This is a genomic window from Bradyrhizobium lablabi (genome assembly GCF_018129385.1).
In the GTDB taxonomy this organism is placed as follows: Bacteria; Pseudomonadota; Alphaproteobacteria; order Rhizobiales; family Xanthobacteraceae; genus Bradyrhizobium; species Bradyrhizobium lablabi_C.
This window is the reverse complement of the sequence record NZ_JAFCLN010000001.1, coordinates 593919-616629: the sequence shown is the minus strand read 5'-3', so window position 1 is coordinate 616629 and position 22711 is coordinate 593919. Positions and strand designations below refer to the sequence as shown.

The window sequence follows — 22711 nt, the reverse complement described above, 5'->3', positions numbered from 1 at the left end:
GTCCCTCATCCTGAGGAGCCGCGAAGCGGCATCTCGAAGGATGAAGGCCCGTCTGCGGCCTCATGGTTCGAGACGGCCCTTCGGGCCTCCTCACCATGAGGATCGATCACCTTACCCCAAGAAAATCCCGCTTGCCGATATCGACGCCGCTGTGGCGCAGAATGCCGTGGGCGATCGCCGCGTGGAAATAGAAATTCGGGAACGAGAAGCCGGAAAGGAATTGCTGGCCCGTCACCGTCATCGAATTGCTCGGCCCGATCGGGAACGTCACATCCTTTGCATCCGCGCCGTCGAACTGCGCCGGCTTGTAGGACTTTACGTACTCGATCGTCCTGGCGAGCCGCTGCCGCAATTCGTCAAACGTCTTCTCGGTGTCGGGGCTTGACGGCACCTCGCTATGCGTCAGCCGCGCGCAGCCCTTGGCGGCGAAATCGCAGACCATCTGGATCTGCCGCGAGAACGGCAGCATGTCCGGATAAAGCCGCGCGTTGAGCAGCACGTCGGGCGCAATGCCCTTGGCCTGGCAATGGGCTTCCGCCTTGCCGAGGATGCCGGAGAGGCTGTTGAGGATTTGCAAATACGCGGGCACGGCGGCGTCGTAAAAGGACATGTGATGCTCTTTTCGTGGGATGGAAGTACGGAAGGAAGGATAGCCGTGCTCGAAATGGGGCAAGGCGGGGAAAAATACAACTCGCATCGCGCGAGGCATACGCCAAAATATTTCCGCTTGCGCCGGCCTCACCTCGCCCCGCTTGCGGGGAGAGGTCGGATTGCATCGCAAGATGCGATCCGGGTGAGGGGGACTCTCCGCGAGTCCCGCTGTTGAGACAGCCCCTCACCCCAGCCCTCTAAGAGCGAGCTTCGCTCGTCTCGACGCCGCGAAGAGCGGGGCGAGGGAGAAGAGTCACCTTGCCTGCGGCATCATCGCGCCGGCCGGCAGCGCCTGCGCGCCGGGGCCGCGCATCCGAGCCAGCAATTCAGCCGTCGGCCAGGAATCGGCGGGCAGGCCATGCTTCACCTGCATCGCCTTCACAGCCGTGCGGCTCGCCTGTCCCAGCACGCCGTCGACCTTGCCGACATTGAAGCCGGCGCGCACCAGGAGCTGCTGCAATTCCTTGATCTCGTTGAACTGCAATTGCGCCACCGGTTGCGCCGGCTGGCGCATCGGCGGCGCGCCCGCGATACGCGTGGCGAGATAGCCGGCAGTGATCGAATAGATCAGCGAGTTATTCCACTCGGTATAGGCGGCAAAATTCGCATAGGCCAAAAACGCCGGCCCGTTGCGGCCCATCGGCAGCACCACCGAGGCCGGCAGGTCATCGTTCGGCAGCGGCTTGCCGTCCGGATAGGTCACGCCCCATGCCGCCCATTTCGAGCGCGGATGCTTGATCGACAGGTCGGTCTCCTGCCAGGGCAGGTTTTGCGGCACTCGCACTTCCTGTAGCCACGGCTCGCCGCGCCGCCATTTCAAGCCGGTCGCGATGTAGTTCGCGGTCGAGCCAATCACGTCGGGCGCGCTGCGCAGCAGATTGCGGTGGCCGTCGCCGTCATAGTCCACCGCATAGTTGAGATAATGCGCCGGCAAAAATTGCGTCTGGCCGAGTTCGCCCGCCCATGAGCCGATCATCTCTTCCGGCGAAAGGTCGCCGCGCTCGATGATCTTCAGCGCGGCGATGGTTTCCTTCTCGAACATTTCCGAGCGGCGGCAGTCATAGGCCAGCGACACCAGCGAGGGCAGCGTGTGCAGCTTGCCCATGTTGGCGCCAAAATCGCTCTCCAGCCCCCAGAAGGCGGCGATCACGGCGGGCGGCACGCCATATTCCTTTTCCGCGCGCGCGAACGCGGCCGAATAGGTCTTGATGTGCGCCTGCCCGTTCTGCATCCGGAACGGCGCCGCCATCCGCCCGGCGAACTGGGTAAAGATCTGCCCGAACACCCGCTGGCCGCGGTCGCGGTTGACGATGCTCTGGTCGTAGACGAGGTAGGGCGCCGCCTCGGCCAGCGTCCGCTGCGACACGCCTTCGCTGACAGCGCGCTGCTTCAGATCGGCAAGGAAGCGGTCGAACGACATGCCGTTATGGCACGCCGCCCCGCCACGCGACGCGACAGCGGCAGGCCGCGGCGCGGTCGCTGCGGGCGCGCCGGGCGCCGCAGCTCTCGGCGCGGCGCGAGGAGCTTGAGGCTGCTGAAAAAGTTGCGCCGATGCGGCGGTAGACAACAGCAGCACGGCCGCAGCCGCCGCTACGCTACGAAATCCGGCTAAAGATGTCGGCATAACTCTCCCCGCAAGACCTGCCGATTTCTGCAACATCCGGCGTGATTTGTCACTTCACGCTGGCTGAGGCGGAGGCCGTCGCTTGCGCGGCGGCGGTGGCTTGTCCGGGGGCCGGGGCTTGCTCCGGCTTGGCTATCACGGCTGCCGGGACTGCTTGCGGCTTCGCCATGACAGGTGCAGGTGCCTGTTCGGGCTTGGCAGCGACCGGCGCGGGTGCCGGCTCCTGCTTCGTCGCGGCCAGTGCAGGCGCCTGACCAGGTTTCGCCACCGCCAGCACCGGGGCCGTTTCCTGCTTCACCATGGCAGGCGCGCTGGTGCCGGTGCCGAACCGCTCGCGGTACACCGCAAGGTTCTCCATCACCCGCTGCACATAGTTGCGCGTTTCGGAGAAGGGGATGCGCTCGACCCAGTCGACCGGATCGACATTGGGATCGCGCGGATCGCCGCGCAGCTTGATCCAGTCGCGCACCCTTCCGCGGCCGGCATTGTAGCCGGCAAAGGTCATGATTTGCGATCCCTTGTATTCGCTGATCAGCGCGCTCAATTCGGCCGCGCCCACTTGCGTGTTGTAGACGGGATCCTTGCGCAGCCGCTCCCAGTCGTATTTGAAGCCAAAGCGCCTGGCGGTGTCCTTGCCGGCCTCCGGAGTCACCTGCATCAAGCCGACCGCGTCGGCATGCGAGTGGTCGCGCTGGTCGAATGCGCTTTCGGTGCGCGCCACCGAATAGATCATGCCGTGCTCGATCGCCGGCTCATGCTGCGTATGCGCGGGAATGCCGACAATCGGGAAGGCATAGTGGTCCGCCGCAAGCCCGCGCCCGAGCGCGTTCTTGCCGAGCTGTAGCATCGCCGCCGCATCTTCCCGCCGGTAGGTGACTTCGCCGACCGCGGCGATCACGGCCTCGTTCTGGCATTCCTCGCCGAGGTCATGCGCGAATGCCTTCACCATGTCCTTTTCGCCGACGGCGTAGAGCATCTCGGCCGCGCGCACCCGTTCGTCGGAGCTGGCCGCCATGACCGCTTCCGGTTGCTGCATGCGCACCTCGACCGCCTCGAGTCCGAGTTTTTTCCGGGACATCTGCCCGTAATAGGCGGTGTGATATTTTGCCGACGCCTCGTAGAACGCTCGCGCGGCCGCAGCGTCGCCTGCCGCTTCCGCCGCGCGGGCCCGCCAGTAATTGGCGCGCGCCAGCGTGATCGGGTTGAACAGCCCCTTGTCGATATCGGCAAAATACTTCTTCGCGGTGGCGGGATCGTTGAGATAGCGCAGCGCGATCCAGCCGGGCATGAAGGCATAATCGGCGCGATAGGCCTCCAGCCCCGGCGTTGCCGCATCCTTCACCACGTCATAGGCCATCTGGAATTCGCCCATGTCGAGCAGTTTGCGCGAGATGGTGCGGCGGTCGCGCCACCATTCGTCGGTGTCCTGCTGCGCCATCGTCTCTGGCGCCGCCGCGATGATCATCTTGGCGGCCTCGACGATCTTGTCCTTTTTCATCGCCCATTTGACGCGGCACAGCACATAGCCGAGATCGCCGCGCGCCGATTCCGGCACGTCGTTGAGCTTGCCGAGCGCCGTGTCGGCATCGCCTTTCACGGCAGCGCAGGCCTTGACGATCGCAACGTCGTCCTCGCCGAGTCGCTTGGCGGCGCGCATCGCCGCAGAAATTTCCTTGGCGCCGATCCGCTTGTCCATGCGCGCGCGATGATCCTCGCGTGCGAGCAGATCGCGGAATTCCTCATAGGCCATCTCTTCGGTGGCTTCGCCGAGCTCCTCAGCGCGCCAGGCCGCCTTCACCTCGCGCGCGGCGCCAAGGCGATCGCCTTCGGCCAGCAGCACACGCGCCAGTGCAAAGCGGCCCTTGGCGGTCAGCGGCGCCTTGTCGGCAAAGAACGCCTTGATGGTCGCGGCGTCCGCCTTCTCCTGCCACAGCCGCGCCTCCGCGCGCCGGCGCAGCAGCGCATTGCTCGGCCAGTCCGGGTTGTTTTTCAGGAACGCCGCATAGCGGCCAAAGCGCGCTTGCGTCTCGGAGTGGCGCAGCAAGAACCATTCGGCGAGCTTTTGCCCGGCCGGGTCGGCAATCGCCTTCATCGCGTCGGTGGCGTCATCCGTCTTGCCGCGGCGTGCCAGATCGATTGCATTCTTCACCGCCGCCAGATCGCCGGTCAGCGGTGGCTTTGAAGGCTTTGCCTCGTCCTCGTCGTCATCATCATCGTCGGCCGGCTTCTTGCTCCGCTTGGCCTTTGCCGCGTGCTTTGCGGGCCTGCCCTTCTTGCTCGCGGTTTTGGCGGCCTTCTTGCCGGAAACTTCGCGCGCGGGTTTGGCGGCTGCCGGCTTCTTGGCCGCAGCCTTTGGCTCGGGCTTCTTCGCCTCCTGCTTCTTCACTTCCGGCTTCTTCGCCGGCTGCACCACGCGCTGCCTGGCGTTGGTGGCGGCGTTGGCATTGGCGGCGGGTACGACGACCCACGCCAATGCGCAGAGTGCGATCAGGACAAAAATGTCAGCGGGTCGCTTCGCGTGGGTCTTGGCCATGCGCTACCTTGAAATGAAGGGAGAGGGCGCGGTTCCGTGATGCGGCGTTGCAGCGTATTAGCACGGCGCGAACTGATTTGTCCGTCCGTTAACTTGCGGAAAATCAGCGGTTCCCTGCATAAATTCGCCGTAATGTCGGCTCCGCATCACCGGCGCGGCTGACCTCCGTCCTGCCGGACGAGCCCGCGGCATGACGAAACGGCAAGAATCCGCGTCGCCGCGACGCACCCACTTGAGGCCGGTTCCCGGGTTCCTACGTTTTCCCCGGAGGACAAATGCAATGAATTATTTCCGCACCGCGCTTCTGCTCGCAGGCCTGACCGCGCTGTTCATGGGCGTCGGCTTCCTGATCGCCGGCAAGTCCGGCGCGCTGATCGCGCTCGTCGTTGCCGCGGGCATGAACCTGTTCACCTACTGGAATTCCGACCGCATGGTGCTGTCGATGCACGGCGCGCATGAGGTCGACCGCAATTCCGCACCCGATCTCTACAACCTCGTCGCCGAGCTCGCCGGCCGCGCGCAGCTGCCGATGCCGCGCGTTTACATCATGGACGAGGCGCAGCCCAACGCGTTCGCCACCGGCCGCAACCCGGAGAACGCCGCGGTCGCCGTCACCGTCGGCCTGATGCAGCAGCTGTCGCGCGAAGAGCTCGCCGGCGTGATCGCGCATGAGCTGGCGCACATCAAGAATCACGACACGCTGATCATGACCATCACCGCGACCATCGCCGGCGCCATCTCCATGGTGGCGCAGTTCGGCATGTTCTTCGGCGGCAACCGCGGCAACAACGGCCCCGGCATCATCGGCTCGATCGCGATGATGATCCTGGCGCCGATCGCCGCCATGCTGGTGCAGATGGCGATCAGCCGCACCCGCGAATACGCCGCCGACAATCTCGGCGCGCGCATCTGCGGTAACCCGATGTCGCTGGCCTCCGCGCTGTCGCGCATCGAGAACGCCGCACACCAGATCCCGAATATGGAAGCCGAGCGCAATCCTGCGACCGCGCACATGTTCATCATCAACCCGCTGAGCGGGCAGGGCATGGACAACCTGTTCGCGACCCACCCCTCGACCGCCAACCGCATCGCCGCGCTCCAGCAGCTTGCCGCGGAGATCGGCGCGGGCGGCATGTCGCCGTCGATGGGCCGAGCCGTTCCGCCGCGCGGTCCCTGGGGCGGCAGCGCCCCGCGGCGCGGGCCGTGGGGCTAAGCTGCGGCGACCGTGATAGTTTGCGACGTGCGGTTGCGGGTTCCATTTCGCACCCGCACGCGCTTTCCACATCGCGATCGGCCATCGCGGCAAATATCCCTTAAATATCCCTTGGCGCCGGCGTGAAAGCCAATACGCTGTGTGCTGGCAATGACGCCGCACGCGCGAGTCGCAACGGGCTTCCATCTGCTTTGCGGACGACAGTGCGCGAAAACAGTTGAGAGGCTGCGCGATGACCGATCTCTCCTTGAACGCCGCCACCCCCGCATCGCCGGCAACTGAGGCTGAGCCCAGCCTGCATCGGGTGATGGGTCCCTGGCTGCTGCTGCTGTTCATCGTCGGCGACATCCTCGGCACCGGCATCTACGCGCTCACCGGCCAAGTGGCCAACCAAGTCGGCGGCGTGGTCTGGCTGCCGTTCCTGGTCGCCTTCGTCGTCGCGCTGATCACGGCGCTGAGCTATCTCGAGCTCGTCACCAAATATCCGAAGGCCGCGGGCGCTGCGCTCTACACCCACAAGGCCTTCGGCATCCACTTCGTCGCCTTCATCGTCGCCTTTGCGGTGATGTGCTCCGGCATTACTTCCGCGTCCACCGCCTCGCGCGCGTTCTCCGCCAACATGTCGAGCGCGTTCGGACTCGGCTTCTCCGGTTTCGGCATCACCGTGACGGGGCTCGTCTTCATGGCGATCGTCGCCGCAGTCAATTTCCGCGGCGTCGGCGAAAGCGTGAAGGCGAACGTCGTGCTGACCTGCGTCGAACTGACGGGTCTGCTGATCATCATCTTCATCGGCCTGTGGGCGATCGGCATGGGGCAGGGCGACGTCTCGCGCGTCATGCAGTTCAAGACAGGCGACAGCGGCCTGTTCTGGCCGGTGATTGCGGCGACCACGCTCGCCTTCTTCGCCATGGTCGGCTTTGAGGATTCCGTCAACATGGCCGAGGAATGCAAGGAGCCGACACGCGATTTCCCGAAGGTGCTGCTCGCCGGCCTGTTCATCACCGGCGCCATCTACGTGCTGGTCTCGATTTCGGCGATCACGCTGGTGTCGCCGGCGCAACTCGGCGAAGGCGAGACGCCGCTGCTCAAGGTGGTGCAGGCGGGAGCACCGAACTTTCCGCTATGGATCTTCGGCTTCATCACCATGTTCGCGGTGGCCAATTCCGCGCTGATCAACATGCTGATGGCGAGCCGCCTCGTCTACGGCATGAGCCGCGAGCACGTGCTGCCGCCGGTGCTCGGCAAGGTGCACGCGGGCCGGCGCACGCCCTATATCGCGATTCTGTTCACCACCTTGCTGGCGTTCGCGCTGATCACCTTCGTCGGCGAGGTGCCGGCGCTCGGCGGCACCACCGCGCTGCTGCTGCTCTGCGTGTTCACGGTGGTGAACATCGCGGTGCTGGTGCTGCGCAAGGACAGCGTCGCGCACGAGCATTTCCGCACGCCGACCATCCTGCCGGTGCTGGGCGCCGTCACCTGCGCCTTCCTGGCCGGGCCTTGGACGGGCCGGGCGGTGGTCCAATATCGGGTCGCGGGCGTCCTGATCGCCATCGGCATTGTGCTGTGGGTGATCACGATGCTGGTCAACCGCGCCCAGGGCGTCAGGCCCGAGGCGCCGGACATGGAAGGCGTCGGCGGCAAAGGGCCGGTGAACTAGCGCCGCGGGCAGCCGCGCTCACGGCGCCAAGTTGACGTGAAAATTCAAATGGCGTGATATGAGGCCACGCGGATCACGCGCGCGCCGCTCGTTCGAAGGGAGAATTTCTTGAAGTCGATTGCTCTGACCGCGACCATATTTGCCGTTTCCGGATTTCTGGCGGTCACTTCCGCCGAGGCGTTCGACGCCAGCAAGAGCGGCGGTTTGGCCGATTATTCGAAGGGCATTTCGGGCCGATGCCCCGCCGGCACCTGCAATCAGATGGGCGGCCCGAACGCGAGAGACGTGAAATTCTGCTCGGCGGAGAACTGCAAGCGCAGGGGCAAATGACGATTCGCTGACCCGCCTCGCAAATCCGGTCGCAGCCTACGCCAGCGTCCCGCCATCGACCGGCATCGCGATCCCCGTCACGAACGAAGCCTTGTCGGACAGCAAAAACACCGCGGCCTCCGCGATCTCCTCCGGCCGCGCCGCGCGGCCCATCGGGTTGCGCGTCACCGCGGCCTTGATCAGCGCTTCCGGGTCGGCCTCGTTGTGGCCCGGCTGGTCCGGCCGGTTGACGAACACGCGCAGCATCGGGGTGTCGATCGCGCCGGGGCAGATCGCATTGACGCGGATGCCGTCCTTGGCGTGCCGCTTGGCGAGGCTGCGTGCAAGCCCGATCACGCCGGCTTTCGCCGCCGAGTAGGTCGGGCTCCACGGCGAGCCCGTCAGCCCCGAGGTCGATGCCGTGAACAGGATGCTGCCGGCGTGCTGCCTGGTCATGTGCCCGAGCGCCGCGTGCGTGGTGACGAGCTGCGAGCGCAGGTTGAGGTCGATGGAAAATTCCCAGCCGTCGAGATCGTCGATCACGGAAGGGCCGGGCGTGCCCAAATGATTCCACAGCGCGTCGAGCCGGCCGAATTCCTTCACGGTGGCGGCGACGATCTCGCGCGAGAAGTCGTCGTTGCGTAGATCGCCGGCCAGCGCGATCGCCCGGCCGCCGCCCTTGCGGATTTCGTCCGCAACCGCTTTCGCACCGGCTTCGTTGACGTCGGCCACCGCGACCGCCGCGCCCTCGCGCGCCAGGATCAGCGCACCGGCGCGGCCTGCGCCGGAAGCCGCCGCGGTGACCAGCGCGATCTTGTCCTTCATATCCATGGTCCGATCCCCCGGTGCCGACGTTTACTTCGCCTCGCTCGCCTTCATCTCGTCCGCCATCGGCTTGAGCGCCTGCGCCTGCTCGTCGAGCCGCTTCTGCCATTCCGCGCCCGGCATGAAGGCGAGCACCGGCTCGTCACCCGGCGAGCTCTTGATGTAGTCGGGATCGCGCAGCCCCTCGGCAATCGCCGCTTCCAGCTTTTTGACGACATCGTCGGGCACGCTTTTCGGCACGGCAAAGCCGCGCTCCGCCGTCATGGTGACCGCAATGCCGGCTTCTTCCGCCGTCGGCACGTCCGGCAGCGCCGCGGATCGCTTCTTCGACAGGATCGCGATCGCGCGGAATTGTCCCTTGGCGCCGCCATGCAGTTCCGGCACTTCGCTGACGCTGACCATGCCGACCTCGACATGCCCGCCGAGCAGGTCGGTCCGTTGCGCGGCCGTTCCGCGATAGGAGATCTCGTTGGGCTGCACCTTGGCGGCTGCCGCCAGCATGCGGATCGCCAGATGCCCGTTGGTGCCCGCGCCGTTGTGGCCGAACGTCACCGACTCCGGCTTGGCGCGCAGCGCGGCCAAGACATCGCCGAGACTGGCGAACTTGCTGTCCGCCTTCACCACAATCACGCTGGGATCGTCGACCACGCGCGCGACCAGCCGGATCTCGTCCATCGTGTACTGGGTCTTGCGCGTCATCGGCAGGAAATTGTAGCCGGGCACGTTGACCACGCCCATCAGATAGGCATCCGGCGCAGCGCGCGCGATTTGCGCAAACGCGATCTCGCCGCCGGCGCCTGGTTTGTTCAGCACCACGAATTTGGCGTTGGCCCCGAGCCGCTTCTCGACCACCGGCAGCAGCTTGCGCGCCATCACATCGGTGGCGCCGCCCGGCGCAAAGCCGATCACGACCTCGATCGGCTTGTCGTCGGGCCACGCCGCGAGCGCCGGTCCAGAGGCTGCGAGGCCGAAAGCTGCGGCGAGTGCGATGATCTTGTGCATTTCCATTTCCACCCTGTTTTTGTTGTTGGCCCTCGCGCCGCTTGCGGCGGCGCGGTCGGCAAATTCTTGCGATTGCTTGTAGCTGTCCGCTGCTGCGCATGACAACCGGCGTTGCCGCAGGCCCCCGTGCGCCCCACGCGTGCCAGAGTTGAGCGCCGTCCACGGAACGCGCCCGGAAACTTGCGCGGGGAGGCCGAACCGTTTCGCGACTATCGCGTTAACACGGGTTATCCGGAGGTTTGCAACCATGGGAAGTTCAAGACCCTTCCGTTCCGTCGCGGTGGTGGTTGAGGATGATCCGATCCAGCGCGAGATGCTCGCCTCGCTGCTCGAGGAAGGCCATTTCGAAGTCATCCAGTGCGAAGACGCGCAGACCGCCGACCTTGCCCTCGCAAAGCGCCATCCGGCCCTGCTGGTCACCGACGTCAATCTCGTCGGCGCGATGTCGGGCCTCGAACTCGCGCGGAAGGCGCGGCAGCTCCATCCGGAGATCCGCGTCATCGTGATCTCCGGCCGCCCCACGCCCGCGGTCCCCGACGGCGTCACCTTCTTCGCAAAGCCGTTCTATCCCACCGACCTGCTGCGCGAGGTCGAACGGTCGGAGCATGCTGAAAAACGTTCTCGCCTTCATTGCACGCTGATGTAGCGACGGCGGCGGCTTTGATTGGAAATTGATCCGGCTGATCAGCCGGTCCACTGCGCCCTGCCGGGAAGGCAACACTTGGTGCTAGCGATCGCGTTTTTTCTTGGATGTGGGCAAAGGGCAATTCGTACAGACCGTATCGTCGCACATCCGGCAAATCGTGAAGCGATCCATCTCGGACGTATCCTGCCTCGCCAGCAGTTCGCGTATCAGCGCGCCAAGTCGCTTCGTCTCCGTCGGCGACAGCACATCCAAGAGTGACGTCACGGCTGAAATCCGGGAAGCCAGCAGTTCCTTCCGGCTTGCGGTGCCTCTGGCCGTCAGATGCAGGGCGACCTCGCGGCCGTCCTTTCCAGGCCGGCGCTCGACAAGCTGATCCGAAACCAGACGGTCGACCAGCCGGACCGTTCCGGAATGCGACAGGCCGAGGATTCTGCGCAGCATGTCATTGGTCATGCCCTGGCCATAGCCAAGGACGATGAGGGCGGCAGGCGTCTCGCCGCCGCGGCCGACGACCTCGCGCGCGCCGTGCTCGATCCGGTCCATGACGGCAAGCGAAAGCGCCGCCAGCAGATTTGCGATTCCGGTCTCCGTCTCCATGCGATGAATAATATGTGCGTAGCGCACAAAAAACAACTTGACCAAATATGTGCGCTGCGCACATATTGATCGAGAGAGCAACGATGAGACCGCGCGATCGCGCGGGAAACCCCGCGGCGGCATCGATCCAGGACGCTTCCATGGGCGACGTGAACACGAGAGACCGGGAGAATGGCGATGAATACGACGAGCACTGCATCAACGATTCGGACTGCCGCCGGCAGTGAACCCGCCTTGAAATACGTGCAGGCCAATGGAGTACGGTTTGCCTATCTCGAGCAGGGGAGCGGGCCGCTCGTCATGTTCATGCATGGCTTTCCCGACAACGCCTGGTCGTATCGAAAGCAACTACAGGTCTTTGCCGATGCCGGATATCGTGCGGTCTCGCCGTTCCTGCGTGGCTATGCGCCGACCGAGATCCCGGCGGATGGAATCTTCGATCCCATCGCGCTGGGCAAGGATCTCGAAGCGCTCATCGCTGTCCTGAGCGACGACGGACAAGCGCGCGTCGTCGGCATGGATTGGGGCGGCACGTCGACCTTGCAGGCGCTGGCCACGGCACCTTCGGCAATCAAGGCCGCCGTGGTCATGAACACCGCGCACCCCATCACATTTTCCAGCATCAGGAGAGATCCCGATGCCGTCAGGTCCATCTTCCATTTCTATTTCTTCCAGCTGCCCGGCGCCGAATCGGCTGTCAATGTCGAGGGACTCCCCTTCGTCGACTATCTTTGGAAGCTGTGGTCGCCGACATTCAGGAACGACGAGCATCTGCGTTCGATCAAACAGACGCTCAGCTCTCCCGGCACGATGGCAGCGGCGCTCAAATATTATGGTGGCCTGTTCAATGCGGGATTTGCCGGCCGGCTGCCGATGAACGCGATGCATACGCCGACGCTGACGATCTATGGCAGCAACGATCCGACGGCGAGGTATTCGATGAAGGAGGAGCCGCTGTTCAAGGGGCCCCACAAGCGCATCGTCCTGCCTGATGTCGGTCACTTCCCGCACCTCGAGCGCGAGGCGGAAGTCACCGGTTTGATCATGGACTGGTTCAAGACGCATGCACCGGACTGAGCGGCGCGGCGACAACATCTTTCAGCTTCTTCAGGAGTGCGCGTGATGGACACGCAAACACAGCAGCAATACGCCGAGACGTTTCACGGTCTTCACAGGAAGGGGGATCCGCTCGTCCTGTTCAACGCCTGGGACGTCGCCACCGCCAAAGCCATTGCAAAGACGTCGCGCGCGGTTGCGACCAGTAGCGGGGCGGTCGCATCCGCGCTCGGGTACGCGGACGGCGAAAATGTCCCGCTCGAGTTGGTGGCGGGTCTGGTATCGCGGGTGACCGCTTCCGTATCGGTTCCGGTATCGATCGATCTGGAGGCAGGCTATGGCGACACTCCGGAGGCCGCCGCGAATTCGGCGGCCAGTATACTGAAAGCCGGCGCCATCGGCATCAATATCGAAGACGGTCTGTCAGCGGGAAAGCGGCAACTCGTCAGCTCCGACCAGCATGCAGCGAAGATCAAGGCGGTGCGGGACACTGCGCAACAACTCGGAATTCATCTGTTCATCAATGCACGGACCGATCCCTTCCTGCTGAAATTCGGATCGCCGGACGAGTGCCTCAACGAAGCGGCGAGGCGCGCAAAAGTCTATGCCGAGGCCGGCGCCGATGGAATTTTCGTGCCCGGCCTCACGGACCTTCCTCTCATCGAAAAATTCGTTGAACTCGCGCCTCTGCCGGTCAACATCATGGTGACGCGAGGTGTGCCCGAAATCGCCGATCTCGCCCGCGTCGGTGTCCGGCGGGTGAGTCTCGGGCCGTGGCCGATGATGGCCGCGATGCGCATCATTGGGCAAGCCGCCGCCGCGGTCGTTGCGAGCAGGCAATACGGCACGTTTTTGCAACCGGATGCGTGAGGGCGGAAATTTTTGCGCCGCGCGCGATCACTGGATTTGCGCGCGGCGCATCGCGTTCGTCAGGTGCACGCTTTTCTACGTCAGCACCGGTATGGCCGCGGATTGCGCGACCAGTCCGCTGGATTTGAGCTCTTGCCAGAACTCGGCAGGAATCTTGGCCTGCATTGAATTGTAGTCTTCGGCGATTTGCTGGCTGCTGCTTGCGCCGACGACGAGGGCGACGGCGACGTCGGGTGCCGCCGAGAACTGAAGCGCAGCGGTTCGCAGATCGACGCCGTGCCGCGCCGCCACTTCACGCAGGCGGTCCCGCTTCTGAAGATGCGCGCTCGAAATCGCAAAGTTCTTCGGGCCGTAATTGTAGCGTGCGCTGCCCGATATGAATCCCGCATTGAGCGACGAGCCGATCACCAGCGCGACATTCTTGCGCCGCATCGCCGGGAATACCTGGTCCACCGCGTTGGCGTGATCGATCAGCGAATATTGCGAGGCGCACAGGCACACGTCGGGGTCCGCCGCCTCGATCACGCGCAGCTGCGGCTCGGGCCGGTTCACGCCGATGCCCCACGCCTTGATGATTCCTTCCTCGCGCATTCTCGAGAGCGCCGGAAATGCGCCTCTCTCGGCGATCCGGAATTGCTCTTCCCAGGGCTTGTCGGGCGGGAAGTAGGGAAAGTCCGGCGAGATATCGTGAACGAATGCGACATCCAAGGCGTCGATGCCCATCCGTTGCAGGCTGTCTTCGATCGAGCGGCGCACCCCGTCGGCCGAGTAGTCGTACGAGACGTCGTTGGGCGAGTCGGAGAGCGGAAAGATATCGGCGTGGCGGTTGTTGCGCGAGGCCTTGAACAGCTTGCCGACCTTGGACGAGACGAGATAGTCGCTGCGCCGCTTGTTGTGCAGGAAGTGGCCGAAGCGGCGTTCGGCGAGGCCAAAGCCGTACCACGGCGCCATATCGAAATAGCGAACGCCGGCTTCCCACGCCGCATCGAGCGTCGCGTAGGCATCCTTGTCGCTGATCTTGTTGAACTCGTTGCCGAGCGGGACGCCGCCGAGACCGAAATGGAATTCCGGTTTGAACAGGCGGGTTGCGCGATTGTCGATAGCCATATTTGACGTTCCTTCGTTCGAACGGACGGTGTTGGTTGCTGCTGTTGCCGATGAGGACATTGCGAGGGCGCTCAGGCCACCTGCGGCGAGGCCGAGGAACTCGCGGCGGCTGTTGGCGCTGCCGGTCGGGTTTTGCCGGGCTTTTTGCGGGCTTTCATGCATCGGAACTTCTCCGTGAGAGGCGTAGGAAACTTCCCCGTGCGAGACGTACGTACTGGAACAAAAGGCCGCCAGCTTCGTTCGTTGACCTGGATTCAACGGAAGCTTGAGCAGATTTCCCGTGACGTTCGATCCAAAGCTGTTCAGCGATCTCTGCGTGTTCCTGAGCATCCTGCGGTGCGGCAGCATGTCCCGCGCGGCCATCGATCTCGGCGTCACGACCTCGGCGCTGAGTCACAGGCTTCGCAAGCTGGAAGCCTCGCTTGGAATCCGGCTGATCAACCGGTCATCCCGTTCCATCAGGCCGACGACGGCCGGCGCCATGCTGGCCGGGCAGTTGCAGCAGGGCTTTGAAGCGATCGCGGAATCGGTGCGTGCGCTGGAGCAGTATCGGCAATATCCCGCGGGGAAGTTGCGCCTCAACGTCCTGCGCGATGCGGCGTGCCTGCTGCTGAACCCGGTCATCCGGGATTATGGCCTGCAATTTCCCAATGTGCATCTCGATGTGACGGTGGACGATCGCTTCGTCGACATCGTCGGCGACGGTTTTGACGCCGGCATCCGCTATGGCGATCGCGTTCCCCAGGATATGGTCGGCCTCGCGCTGACCTCGCCGCTCAACTGGGTGGTTGTGGCGTCTCCCGAATTGCTCGAACGCGTCGGCCGGCCCGACACGCCGCAGCAACTGCTCGATCTGCCCTGCATTCAGATGCGCGTCGGCGACAACAGCGCCTTCCCGTGGGAATTGGGCAACGCAGATGCACTGATCCGGCTCGATGTCCGCGGTCCGCTTTGCGCCAACGAGACCGAGCATTCGCTCGCGGCGGCGATCCGCGGCGTCGGCTTTGCCTATTGTCTCGAGCGCCGCGTAACGTCGGAGGTCAGGGAAGGGCGGCTCGAAATCGTTCTGCCGCAATGGGCGTCGACCGGCCCTTGCTTCATGATCTACTACCCAAGCCGCCGGCAACCGCCTTCCGGGCTGCGGCAACTCATCGACATGATCAGGAGCAACGAACGGCTCGCGCCGGTCGAATGGCCGAGGGGTAATGGCGCTTTGCCGGAGTCAGGAGAGGCGACTGACCACGCGCCCGGCATCGAGCAAGGTGGCTTGGTTGCAGCGGGCGATCGCTCGAGGTCGCCGCAGCGGCCGGGATCGCGCCACGGCTAGATCAAGCGGCTGCGCACAACTTTCTCAGCGAGGATGGCCACTTCGGTGCGATTATGGGCCTTGAGCTTTTGCATGATTCTCCGCAGATGAAGCTTGACCGTGTGCTCGCTCATATTGAGATCATAGGCGATCTGCTTGTTGGCTTTGCCCTGGCGGATCGCCTCGACCACTTCGATCTGTCGCTTCGTCAAAGTCACTTCCGGTTTGGCAGGAGCGAAGCCTTCGCCGCCGAGCAGGCTGTCAGCCGGTACGAAGACGCCGCCGGCTTTCACAAGGCGGACGGCCTCGACGGCAATATTGAAAGGGAGATGGCTTGGAATGTAGCCGCGCACCCCACGCTTCAAGGTGCGAACAATCTGGTCGGCATCCCCGGTATCGGCGACGACGATCACGGGCTTCGGTACCTCTTCCAACAGCTCCCAATCGGCAAGGCTCGATGCATCCTGGCGTTCGATGGCGATAATGGAGACTGACGGAGTTACGGCGACGGCCTCCGCCGAGCTGCGCCAGCCCACGACGCTCTCGAACGGAAAGACGACATGATTTTCGCAAGCGGCCGCCAGACAAACGGCGAAGCAATCCCGAAAGAACGGTCGAGGATGGATCAGCAGGATCGTAGGCTTGGCGCGCGCGGCTGACGATGCGGCGGCGCGGGCTTCCGATGCAGGCATCCTCGAGCTCCTTCCATTGGCCCCAGTCGTTTGTAGGGCCATTCGAAAGGTTCCGGTGTGATCTGGTTCACGTGCGCGTCAATCGGCAGCGGCTGCTTCTCCCAACAGAGCTTGGGGAGAGGAGCGGCAAATCGACCCGGTCGCGCAGCCAATTCTGATTTTCAGAATCAATGTCAAGCCCCTTGTGCAAAAATATTCCGCTTGTCAATTTCGGCAAATCAGAATTATAACAGCGCTACCTCATCCCCGAGGAGGGGCGTTGGCCATCGCCACCAAACGTTGGGATGGGATGCGGTGGACGCGCTTGTTCAGTAGACGACTGAGCAAGGGCGTTCGGCGAAGTCGTGTGGTCCTGGCGCCGCGACGCTGGCGCTAAGCCTTGCGGAATTTCCGCGGGGCGATGGTGACAACAAGCCCGCTCACCAGGGAGAGCGCGATATAAGTCGTAAAGCCATTGCGCAGGGGATGTCGGACTGCCTCCGCTCACCTGTATGCTCGTGTGCAGTTTTTTTTATGCGCAAGCAGCGCACACGAGACCGCGGGTGCAGCGCGCACCCGGCATTCCCTGCGCCCTCTTCTCGAAGAGGCGCGATGAATTTGAAAAAGCTCGGGCAAATGATGTCGCGAGATCGCGAACGCATACCCTTTCGCCTCGTCGTCCCTGCGAACGCAGGGACCCATACTCTGCGGCGGATGTTGTTTGAAATGGTGGATGACGATTTGCGCGAATAACCACGGCCGGTGGCTATGGGTCCCTGCGTTCGCAGGGACGACGAGAGGAGAGAGCCGGGGCCTACCTCCCGTTATGTGAACTCCAGTTGCTCCAGCTCGTATTCTTCAGACTGCCAAAATCCGTGCCCAGGGGCCTGCGGATCTGGCGCTCATAGGTCGCAATGACCCGTTCGGAGGCGGCGATCCTGGCTTCGAGCTCGGCGATGGCCTTTTCCATCCGGCCGGACGATTTTGCCCCCGCGATCTGGCCGAACCTGAAGCGGCCGGTTTCCAGCGCCTTGAGGGCCTCGCGGTGCTTTTTGATCTGGGCCCGGTGCCACGCAATCTGACTGTTACTGTCTGCGACCATACTGGGGTCTCCGAAATGAGCCGGGCAAACATAAGTGATTCGCCGCGATGGAATAGGGGCGACAGCCGCCGGTCCGGGGTGCCCATTGTCAGGGCAAGTCCCGCTGGACGCATAGGAGCGCTCCGATGACGCCGGGTCGCAGTGGCTGTTCCAAACGTTCTTGCCCGTGTAGGCTTAGAACCGATCCAAGGTGAGATGACATCACCATGACAGGGGCACGGGTCGAAAAGCCCGCCCGGACAAAGCGATAGCGGGGAGACTTCATAGCTGATGACCGATATCCGATACCTGGCGCCGCGCACGCTCGATGAAGCGATCAGCGCGTATGCCGCCGCGGGAAGCGCGGCACGCATTCTGGCAGGCGGGACTGATCTTCTGGTGCAGATGCGCTCCGGCGCCGTGCGTCCGGGGCTGATCGTCGACATCAAGAAGATCGCGGAAATGACCGCGATCGAAGAGACCGCTGATGGCGGCTTCCGCATCGGGGCTGCGGTTTCCGGCATGGAACTGCACGACCACCCGAAGTTCGGCAAGGTTTGGCCGGGGGTGCTTGAGGGCATCAACCTGATCGGCTCCAAGCAGGTGCAGGGCCGCGCCTCGGCAGGCGGCAACCTCTGCAACTCCTCGCCCGCGGGCGACGGCGTGCCGGGCCTGGTCGCGGCGGGCGCGATCGCCGTCATCCAGGGCCCGAACGGGCGCCGCGAACTGCCGGTCGAGCAGGTACCAGCCGGTCCCGGCAAGACCAATTTGAAGCCCGGCGAAATTCTCGTCAGCTTCATCCTGCCGCCGCGTCCGGCCGGATCGAGCGATGCTTATCTGCGCATGATCCCGCGCACCGAGATGGACATCGCCGTGGTCGGCTGCGGCGTCAGCCTTACCATGAAGGGTGGCGTAGTCACCGCGGCGCGGGTGGCCCTCGGCGCGGTCGCACCGACCGTGCTGCTGGTTGAATCTGCGGCAAAAGCGCTGATCGGCAGCAAGTTGGATGATGCCGCGCTCGATGCCGCCGCAAAGGCCTGCTCCGCCGCCTGCCGTCCGATCGACGACAAACGCGGCACCATCGCTTACCGCATCAAAGTCGCCGGCGTGCTGCTCAAGCGCACCGCCGCCATTGCCGCCAAGCGCGCGGGAGGAAACTGAAGACATGGCGAAACTGCATGTAACCACGACCATCAACGGCGAGCCGATGGAGTTTTTGTGCGAGCCGAACGACACCATGCTCGACGCGCTGCGCGGGCCGCTCGGCCTCACCGGCTCCAAGGAAGGCTGCGCCTCCGGCGATTGCGGCGCCTGCTCGATCACGGTCGATGACAACCTGATCTGCTCGTGCCTGATGTTGGCTGCGGAAGCCGAAGGGCATGAGCTCCGCACCATCGAAGGCATGGCGCAGGGCGACAAGCTGCATCCGCTCCAGCAGAAATTCCTGGAGATGGCCGCGCTCCAATGCGGCATCTGCACGTCGGGCATGCTCGTCGCATCGGATGCGCTGCTGCGGAGGAATCCGCAGCCGAGCGAGGAGGAAGTCCGCTTCTGGCTCGCCGGCAATCTCTGCCGGTGCACCGGCTATGACAAGATCGTCCGCGCGGTGCTCGATACTGCCGCTGAAATGCGAGAACAGGGAATCAGGGAGGCCGCGCAATGAACGTCGTCACCAACAACAAGTGGATCGGCCAGCGTACCATTCGCCCTGATGGCATGGACAAGGTGACCGGCCGCGCGCAGTTCGCCGCCGACACCACGATGCCCGGCATGATCTGGGGCAAGGTGTTGCGCAGCCCGCATCCACATGCGCGCATCCGCGGCATCGACACCTCCAAGGCGGAAAAGCTGCCCGGCGTGAAGGCGGTCGTCACCTCCAGAGACATCGTCGACTTCCCGATCGAGAAGGGCGCGGTCATGCTCGGCATCCAGGACATGCGCTGGATGTGCCGCAACGTGATGGCGCGCGACAAAGCGCTGTTTCCCGGACACCCGGTTGCGGCCGTCGCCGCCACTACAGAGGCGATCGCGGCGGAAGCCTGCAAGCTGATCGAGGTCGATTACGAGGTGCTGCCGTTCGCGATCGAGATCGAGGATGCGATCAGGCCGGATGCACCGATCCTGCACGAGTTCAACAAGTTCGAGGGTAAGCCCTCCAACATCATGGGCCGCCTCGAACACAAGAAGGGCGACATCGAAGCCGGCTTCAAGCAGGCTGACGTCATCATCGAGCGCAGCTTCACCACGCGCCCGGTGCACCAGGGCTACATCGAGCCGCACGCCTGCCTGATCAGCGTCGCGCCCGACGGCAAGACCACGATCTGGAGCTCCAGCCAGGGCCAGTTCATGGTGCGCGCGATGACCTCGATGCTGACGGGCATCCCGCAGAGTGACATCCGCGCCATCCCCGCCGAGATCGGCGGCGGTTTTGGCGGCAAGACCATCGTCTATCTCGAACCGGTCGCGACCTTGCTGGCGAAAAAATCCGGTCGTCCCGTGAAGATGGTGATGACGCGCGAGGAAGTGATGCGCGCCACCGGTCCCACCTCCGGCTCGAAGAGCACGGTGAAGATCGGCGCCACCAAGGATGGCAAGATCGTCGCCGCGCACGGCACCTTCTATCTGCAAGCCGGCGCCTTCGCCGGCTCGCCGATCCGCGGCGCCGCCGGTTGCAGTTTTACGCCCTACGACATTCCGAACCTGCTGTCGGAAGGTTTTGACGTCTGTTCCAACCGCTCCAAGGTCGCGGCCTATCGCGCGCCGGGCGCACCGATCGGCGCCTACGCGGTCGAGTGCGTGCTCGACGAAGTCGCCGAAGCGTTGAAGATCGATCCGCTCGATTTCCGTCTGAAGAACGGCGCCAAGGAAGGTACCAAGGCCGCGCATGGCCCGGTGTTTCCGCGCATCGGCTATCTCGAGCTGACACAGGCCGCCAGGGACTCCGAGCACTACAAGGCGCCGCTCGGCGACGGCAACGGCAAACTGCGGGGCAGGGGCGTGGCTAGCGGCTTCTGGTTCAATGCCGGCGGTGAATCCTCAGCGCAGGTCAACATCACCGAAGACGGCAACGTCGTGGTGACCACAGGCCACCCTGATATCGGCGGTTCGCGCGCCGGCATCGCCAACATTTGCGCCGAACTGCTCGGCATCGACTACAAGCGCGTCTCCGTCATCATCGGCGACACGCAGACCGTCGGCTTCTCGAACCTCACCGGCGGCAGCCGCGTGCTGTTCGCATCGAGCATGGTGGTCACGCAATCGACCGAAAAAATCATCCAGACGCTGCGCGAGCGCGCGGCAAAAATCTGGGAGATCGACCCCGAGGCGGTGAAGTGGGAAAACGGCGCGGCGCATCCGGTCAGCCCGAATGCCGGCCAGTTCGAGCCGCTGACGCTGGAACAGCTCGCCGAAAAGGCGCCCGCGATGGGCGGACCGATCGGGGCCGGCGTGCAGCTCAACACCGCCGGTGCCGATGGCGGCTTCGGCACCCATATCTGCGACGTCGAGGTCGACACCGAGCTCGGCATCGCGCGCGTGATCCGCTACACCGCCGTGCAGGATGTCGGCCGCGCCATTCATCCGGGCTATGTCGAGGGCCAGCTCCAGGGCGGCGTCGCGCAGGGCATCGGCTGGGCGCTGAACGAAGAGTACATCTACCGCAAGGACGGCACCGTCGATAATCCCGGATTCCTCGACTATCGCATGCCGGTCTGCTCGGACCTGCCGATGCTCGACTGCATCCTGGTGGAAATCCCGAACCCAAAGCACCCGCAAGGCGTCAAGGGCGTCGGCGAAGTCCCGCTGGTCCCCGTGATGGCCGCGGTCGGCAACGCCATCTACAACGCGCTCGGCAAGCGCTTTTACTCACTGCCGATGTCGCCGCCGAAAGTGCTGGAAGCGCTGGAGGCGGACATCAAGCAGGCGGCGGAGTAAGCCCAATCGTCATCGCCCGCGAAAGCGGGCGATCCAGTACTCCGCGGCGTTCGTGATTGAACCGAGAAGCCGCGGCGTACTGGATACTCCGCCTTCGCGGAGTATGACGACCGTTGATGTTGAGACGGAATCGTAGCGTGGGTTAGCGCAGCGTAACCCATCATCTTTGGTCGGACTTGGATCGCGGATCGTGAAGATCAAGGAACTGGAAAAAGCCCTGCTGGAGCGCGGTGTACGGGCTCGTTCATTCAGTATTGACGGGGCCGGTGAAGACGAGGAGCAATATAGGCTGGAAAGATCGGGAGGAAGATGGTGGTGCGCCTATTACTATGAGCGAGGAAATAGGAATGAGGTTCGCGAATTTCCCAGCGAGGAGGAGGCGTGTGACTATTTCCTTGAGTTGGTTTTGTCCGATCCGACATCTCGCCGCTAGGAATCGTAGGGTGGGTTAGCCGACATGTCCGCCGTAGCTCAACGAGCGAAGGCGGAAGGCGTAACCCGGCATCTCACCAAGAAAATGCGGCGGGTTACGCTTCGCTAACCCGCCCTACAAAGTTGAAAAATGACCGACGCCGAGAAAGCCGCCAAAGTCCTCGAAGCCCTCAAGGCCGCCGAAGCCGCGACTCCGCAGGCGGCGCTGCCGATGCTCAACAATCTCGTCGGCCTCGTGCAGGCGCATGGCGAACAACCGCTAGAGGTCGAGGAAGCCCGCTCCGGCGCTTTCCTCGCCATCTGCGAAATCGGCAAGGCCCTGCATCGCGGCCAGCCGGCGGACAGGCTGTGGGCCTCGGCGATCGCGGCTACGGAAAGGTGGAAGTCGCTGGCGAAATAGCTTCGGGGCGCGCCAATGACGCTTGTTTCGCTAAGGCAGAGCATCCGGCACCTCTACGAGGGCGAAACGCCGGCCGGTATCCGTTTTCGCTACGCGCTGCTGGCGTTCGACATCGTCACAATCCTGTTCATCATCGCGACGTCGTTCCTACCCAGGAGCGCTGCCATCGAAGCGCTCGACGTCCTGTTCGGGATCGTGATCCTGATTGATTTCACCGCACGGCTGATCGGCAGCGAGCATCGCGTGCGCGACCTCACCCGACTCTCGACCTGGGCCGACGTCGTCGCGATCGTGTCATTCCTCGCGCCGCTGGCGGGAGAGGCCGGCGGATTTCTGCGCATCCTTCGCACGCTGCGGCTGCTGCGCGACTATCAGATGCTGGCCCGGCTACGTGTCGACTTTACGTTCTTCCGGCAGAACGAAGAGGTGATCTTCGCCGTCACCAACCTCGCGGTCTTCATCTTCATCATGACCGCCGTCGTCTACGAGACCCAGAAATTCCGTAACCCGCAGATCGCCAATTATGCCGACGCGCTCTACTTCACCGTCACGGCGCTCACCACGACCGGCTTCGGCGATATTACCCTGCCGGGAACGCTCGGCCGCATGATCACGGTGGTGATCATGATTCTGGGCATCACCCTGTTTTTCAATCTCGCCCGCGCCCTGATCAACCCGCACAAGGTCCGGTTCTCCTGTCCGGATTGCGGCCTCCAGCGGCACGATGCCGATGCCGTGCACTGCAAGGCCTGCGGCAAGTTGTTGAATATTCCCGATGAAGGCCTGACGTGATCAGCA

Annotated in this window: 22 protein-coding genes; 13 read left to right on the top strand and 9 right to left on the bottom strand. The window is 63.9% G+C overall.

What is annotated here, in order from left to right; genetic code table 11:
- Nucleotides 1-106: 106 nt before the first annotated feature.
- The 3 genes from JQ628_RS02840 to JQ628_RS02830 all read right to left on the bottom strand — a co-directional run bounded on the left by JQ628_RS02840 (nucleotide 107) and on the right by JQ628_RS02830 (nucleotide 4808).
- Nucleotides 107-610: a DUF1993 domain-containing protein gene (locus tag JQ628_RS02840; RefSeq protein WP_212218809.1), complete on the bottom strand. Its 504-nt coding sequence runs from the start codon at nucleotides 608-610 to the stop codon at nucleotides 107-109.
- Nucleotides 611-904: 294 nt separating this feature from the next.
- Nucleotides 905-2275 carry a lytic murein transglycosylase gene (locus JQ628_RS02835; protein WP_212218806.1) on the bottom strand — a complete coding sequence of 457 codons (1371 nt, stop codon included), beginning with the start codon at nucleotides 2273-2275 and terminating at the stop codon, nucleotides 905-907.
- 49 nt (nucleotides 2276-2324) lie between these two features.
- Nucleotides 2325-4808, bottom strand: coding sequence for a lytic transglycosylase domain-containing protein (locus tag JQ628_RS02830; protein WP_212218803.1), 2484 nt, complete (start codon nucleotides 4806-4808; stop codon nucleotides 2325-2327).
- Nucleotides 4809-5088: 280 nt separating this feature from the next.
- Between JQ628_RS02830 and htpX the strand changes: the two genes are divergently transcribed.
- The 3 genes from htpX to JQ628_RS02815 all read left to right on the top strand — a co-directional run bounded on the left by htpX (nucleotide 5089) and on the right by JQ628_RS02815 (nucleotide 8008).
- Nucleotides 5089-6021 carry a zinc metalloprotease HtpX gene (gene htpX / locus JQ628_RS02825; protein ID WP_212218800.1) on the top strand — a complete coding sequence of 311 codons (933 nt, stop codon included), beginning with the start codon at nucleotides 5089-5091 and terminating at the stop codon, nucleotides 6019-6021.
- 232 nt (nucleotides 6022-6253) lie between these two features.
- Nucleotides 6254-7678 (top strand): APC family permease, encoded by a 1425-nt coding sequence (locus JQ628_RS02820; RefSeq protein WP_212218797.1) that lies wholly within the window; start codon nucleotides 6254-6256, stop codon nucleotides 7676-7678.
- Between the two features lie 108 nt (nucleotides 7679-7786).
- Nucleotides 7787-8008, top strand: coding sequence for a hypothetical protein (locus tag JQ628_RS02815; protein WP_212218794.1), 222 nt, complete (start codon nucleotides 7787-7789; stop codon nucleotides 8006-8008).
- A gap of 36 nt (nucleotides 8009-8044) precedes the next feature.
- Here JQ628_RS02815 and JQ628_RS02810 read toward each other — a convergent pair whose 3' ends face one another.
- Both JQ628_RS02810 and JQ628_RS02805 read right to left on the bottom strand, forming a co-directional pair.
- Entirely contained in the window at nucleotides 8045-8818 is a 774-nt protein-coding gene (locus tag JQ628_RS02810) for an SDR family NAD(P)-dependent oxidoreductase (RefSeq protein WP_212218791.1), read from the bottom strand.
- A 24-nt stretch (nucleotides 8819-8842) separates the two neighbouring features.
- Nucleotides 8843-9814 carry a tripartite tricarboxylate transporter substrate binding protein gene (locus tag JQ628_RS02805; RefSeq protein WP_212218788.1) on the bottom strand — a complete coding sequence of 324 codons (972 nt, stop codon included), beginning with the start codon at nucleotides 9812-9814 and terminating at the stop codon, nucleotides 8843-8845.
- A 247-nt stretch (nucleotides 9815-10061) separates the two neighbouring features.
- Between JQ628_RS02805 and JQ628_RS02800 the strand changes: the two genes are divergently transcribed.
- The gene (locus JQ628_RS02800) at nucleotides 10062-10460 is read left to right on the top strand and encodes a response regulator (RefSeq protein ID WP_212218785.1); all 399 of its coding nucleotides are present in this window, start codon (nucleotides 10062-10064) and stop codon (nucleotides 10458-10460) included.
- Between the two features lie 81 nt (nucleotides 10461-10541).
- Here JQ628_RS02800 and JQ628_RS02795 read toward each other — a convergent pair whose 3' ends face one another.
- A complete protein-coding gene (locus tag JQ628_RS02795; RefSeq protein WP_212218782.1) occupies nucleotides 10542-11057 on the bottom strand; it encodes a MarR family winged helix-turn-helix transcriptional regulator in 516 nt (171 codons plus the stop codon).
- Between the two features lie 177 nt (nucleotides 11058-11234).
- Between JQ628_RS02795 and JQ628_RS02790 the strand changes: the two genes are divergently transcribed.
- Nucleotides 11235-12134: an alpha/beta fold hydrolase gene (locus tag JQ628_RS02790; RefSeq protein ID WP_212218779.1), complete on the top strand. Its 900-nt coding sequence runs from the start codon at nucleotides 11235-11237 to the stop codon at nucleotides 12132-12134.
- A gap of 45 nt (nucleotides 12135-12179) precedes the next feature.
- Nucleotides 12180-12983, top strand: a complete 804-nt coding sequence (locus JQ628_RS02785; RefSeq protein ID WP_212218776.1) for an isocitrate lyase/PEP mutase family protein — start codon at nucleotides 12180-12182, stop codon at nucleotides 12981-12983.
- A 75-nt stretch (nucleotides 12984-13058) separates the two neighbouring features.
- Here JQ628_RS02785 and JQ628_RS02780 read toward each other — a convergent pair whose 3' ends face one another.
- On the bottom strand, nucleotides 13059-14090 hold the full coding sequence (locus JQ628_RS02780; protein ID WP_212218774.1) for an aldo/keto reductase: 1032 nt from the start codon (nucleotides 14088-14090) through the stop codon (nucleotides 13059-13061).
- 265 nt (nucleotides 14091-14355) lie between these two features.
- Here JQ628_RS02780 and JQ628_RS02775 point away from each other — a divergent pair, with 265 nt between their 5' ends.
- Nucleotides 14356-15417: a LysR family transcriptional regulator gene (locus tag JQ628_RS02775; protein ID WP_249127414.1), complete on the top strand. Its 1062-nt coding sequence runs from the start codon at nucleotides 14356-14358 to the stop codon at nucleotides 15415-15417.
- Here JQ628_RS02775 and JQ628_RS02770 read toward each other — a convergent pair.
- Together JQ628_RS02770 and JQ628_RS02765 are read right to left on the bottom strand one after the other, a co-directional pair.
- Entirely contained in the window at nucleotides 15414-16088 is a 675-nt protein-coding gene (locus tag JQ628_RS02770) for a response regulator transcription factor (protein WP_212218771.1), read from the bottom strand. The two genes, JQ628_RS02775 and JQ628_RS02770, sit on opposite strands and share 4 nt — an antisense overlap.
- Before the next feature lie 793 nt (nucleotides 16089-16881).
- Nucleotides 16882-17169: a hypothetical protein gene (locus JQ628_RS02765; RefSeq protein WP_212218768.1), complete on the bottom strand. Its 288-nt coding sequence runs from the start codon at nucleotides 17167-17169 to the stop codon at nucleotides 16882-16884.
- A gap of 279 nt (nucleotides 17170-17448) precedes the next feature.
- Here JQ628_RS02765 and JQ628_RS02760 point away from each other — a divergent pair, with 279 nt between their 5' ends.
- From JQ628_RS02760 to JQ628_RS02735, 6 genes are all read left to right on the top strand, one after another.
- Nucleotides 17449-18309 (top strand): FAD binding domain-containing protein, encoded by an 861-nt coding sequence (locus JQ628_RS02760; protein ID WP_212219350.1) that lies wholly within the window; start codon nucleotides 17449-17451, stop codon nucleotides 18307-18309.
- A 4-nt stretch (nucleotides 18310-18313) separates the two neighbouring features.
- Nucleotides 18314-18811: a (2Fe-2S)-binding protein gene (locus tag JQ628_RS02755; protein WP_212218765.1), complete on the top strand. Its 498-nt coding sequence runs from the start codon at nucleotides 18314-18316 to the stop codon at nucleotides 18809-18811.
- On the top strand, nucleotides 18808-21081 hold the full coding sequence (locus JQ628_RS02750) for a xanthine dehydrogenase family protein molybdopterin-binding subunit (protein ID WP_212218763.1): 2274 nt from the start codon (nucleotides 18808-18810) through the stop codon (nucleotides 21079-21081). The genes JQ628_RS02755 and JQ628_RS02750 overlap by 4 nt, the downstream gene beginning before the upstream one ends.
- A gap of 190 nt (nucleotides 21082-21271) precedes the next feature.
- Nucleotides 21272-21514, top strand: coding sequence for a hypothetical protein (locus tag JQ628_RS02745; protein WP_212218761.1), 243 nt, complete (start codon nucleotides 21272-21274; stop codon nucleotides 21512-21514).
- Nucleotides 21515-21643: 129 nt separating this feature from the next.
- Nucleotides 21644-21913 (top strand): hypothetical protein, encoded by a 270-nt coding sequence (locus JQ628_RS02740; protein WP_212218759.1) that lies wholly within the window; start codon nucleotides 21644-21646, stop codon nucleotides 21911-21913.
- A gap of 15 nt (nucleotides 21914-21928) precedes the next feature.
- Nucleotides 21929-22705, top strand: coding sequence for a potassium channel family protein (locus JQ628_RS02735; protein ID WP_212218757.1), 777 nt, complete (start codon nucleotides 21929-21931; stop codon nucleotides 22703-22705).
- Nucleotides 22706-22711: the final 6 nt, after the last annotated feature.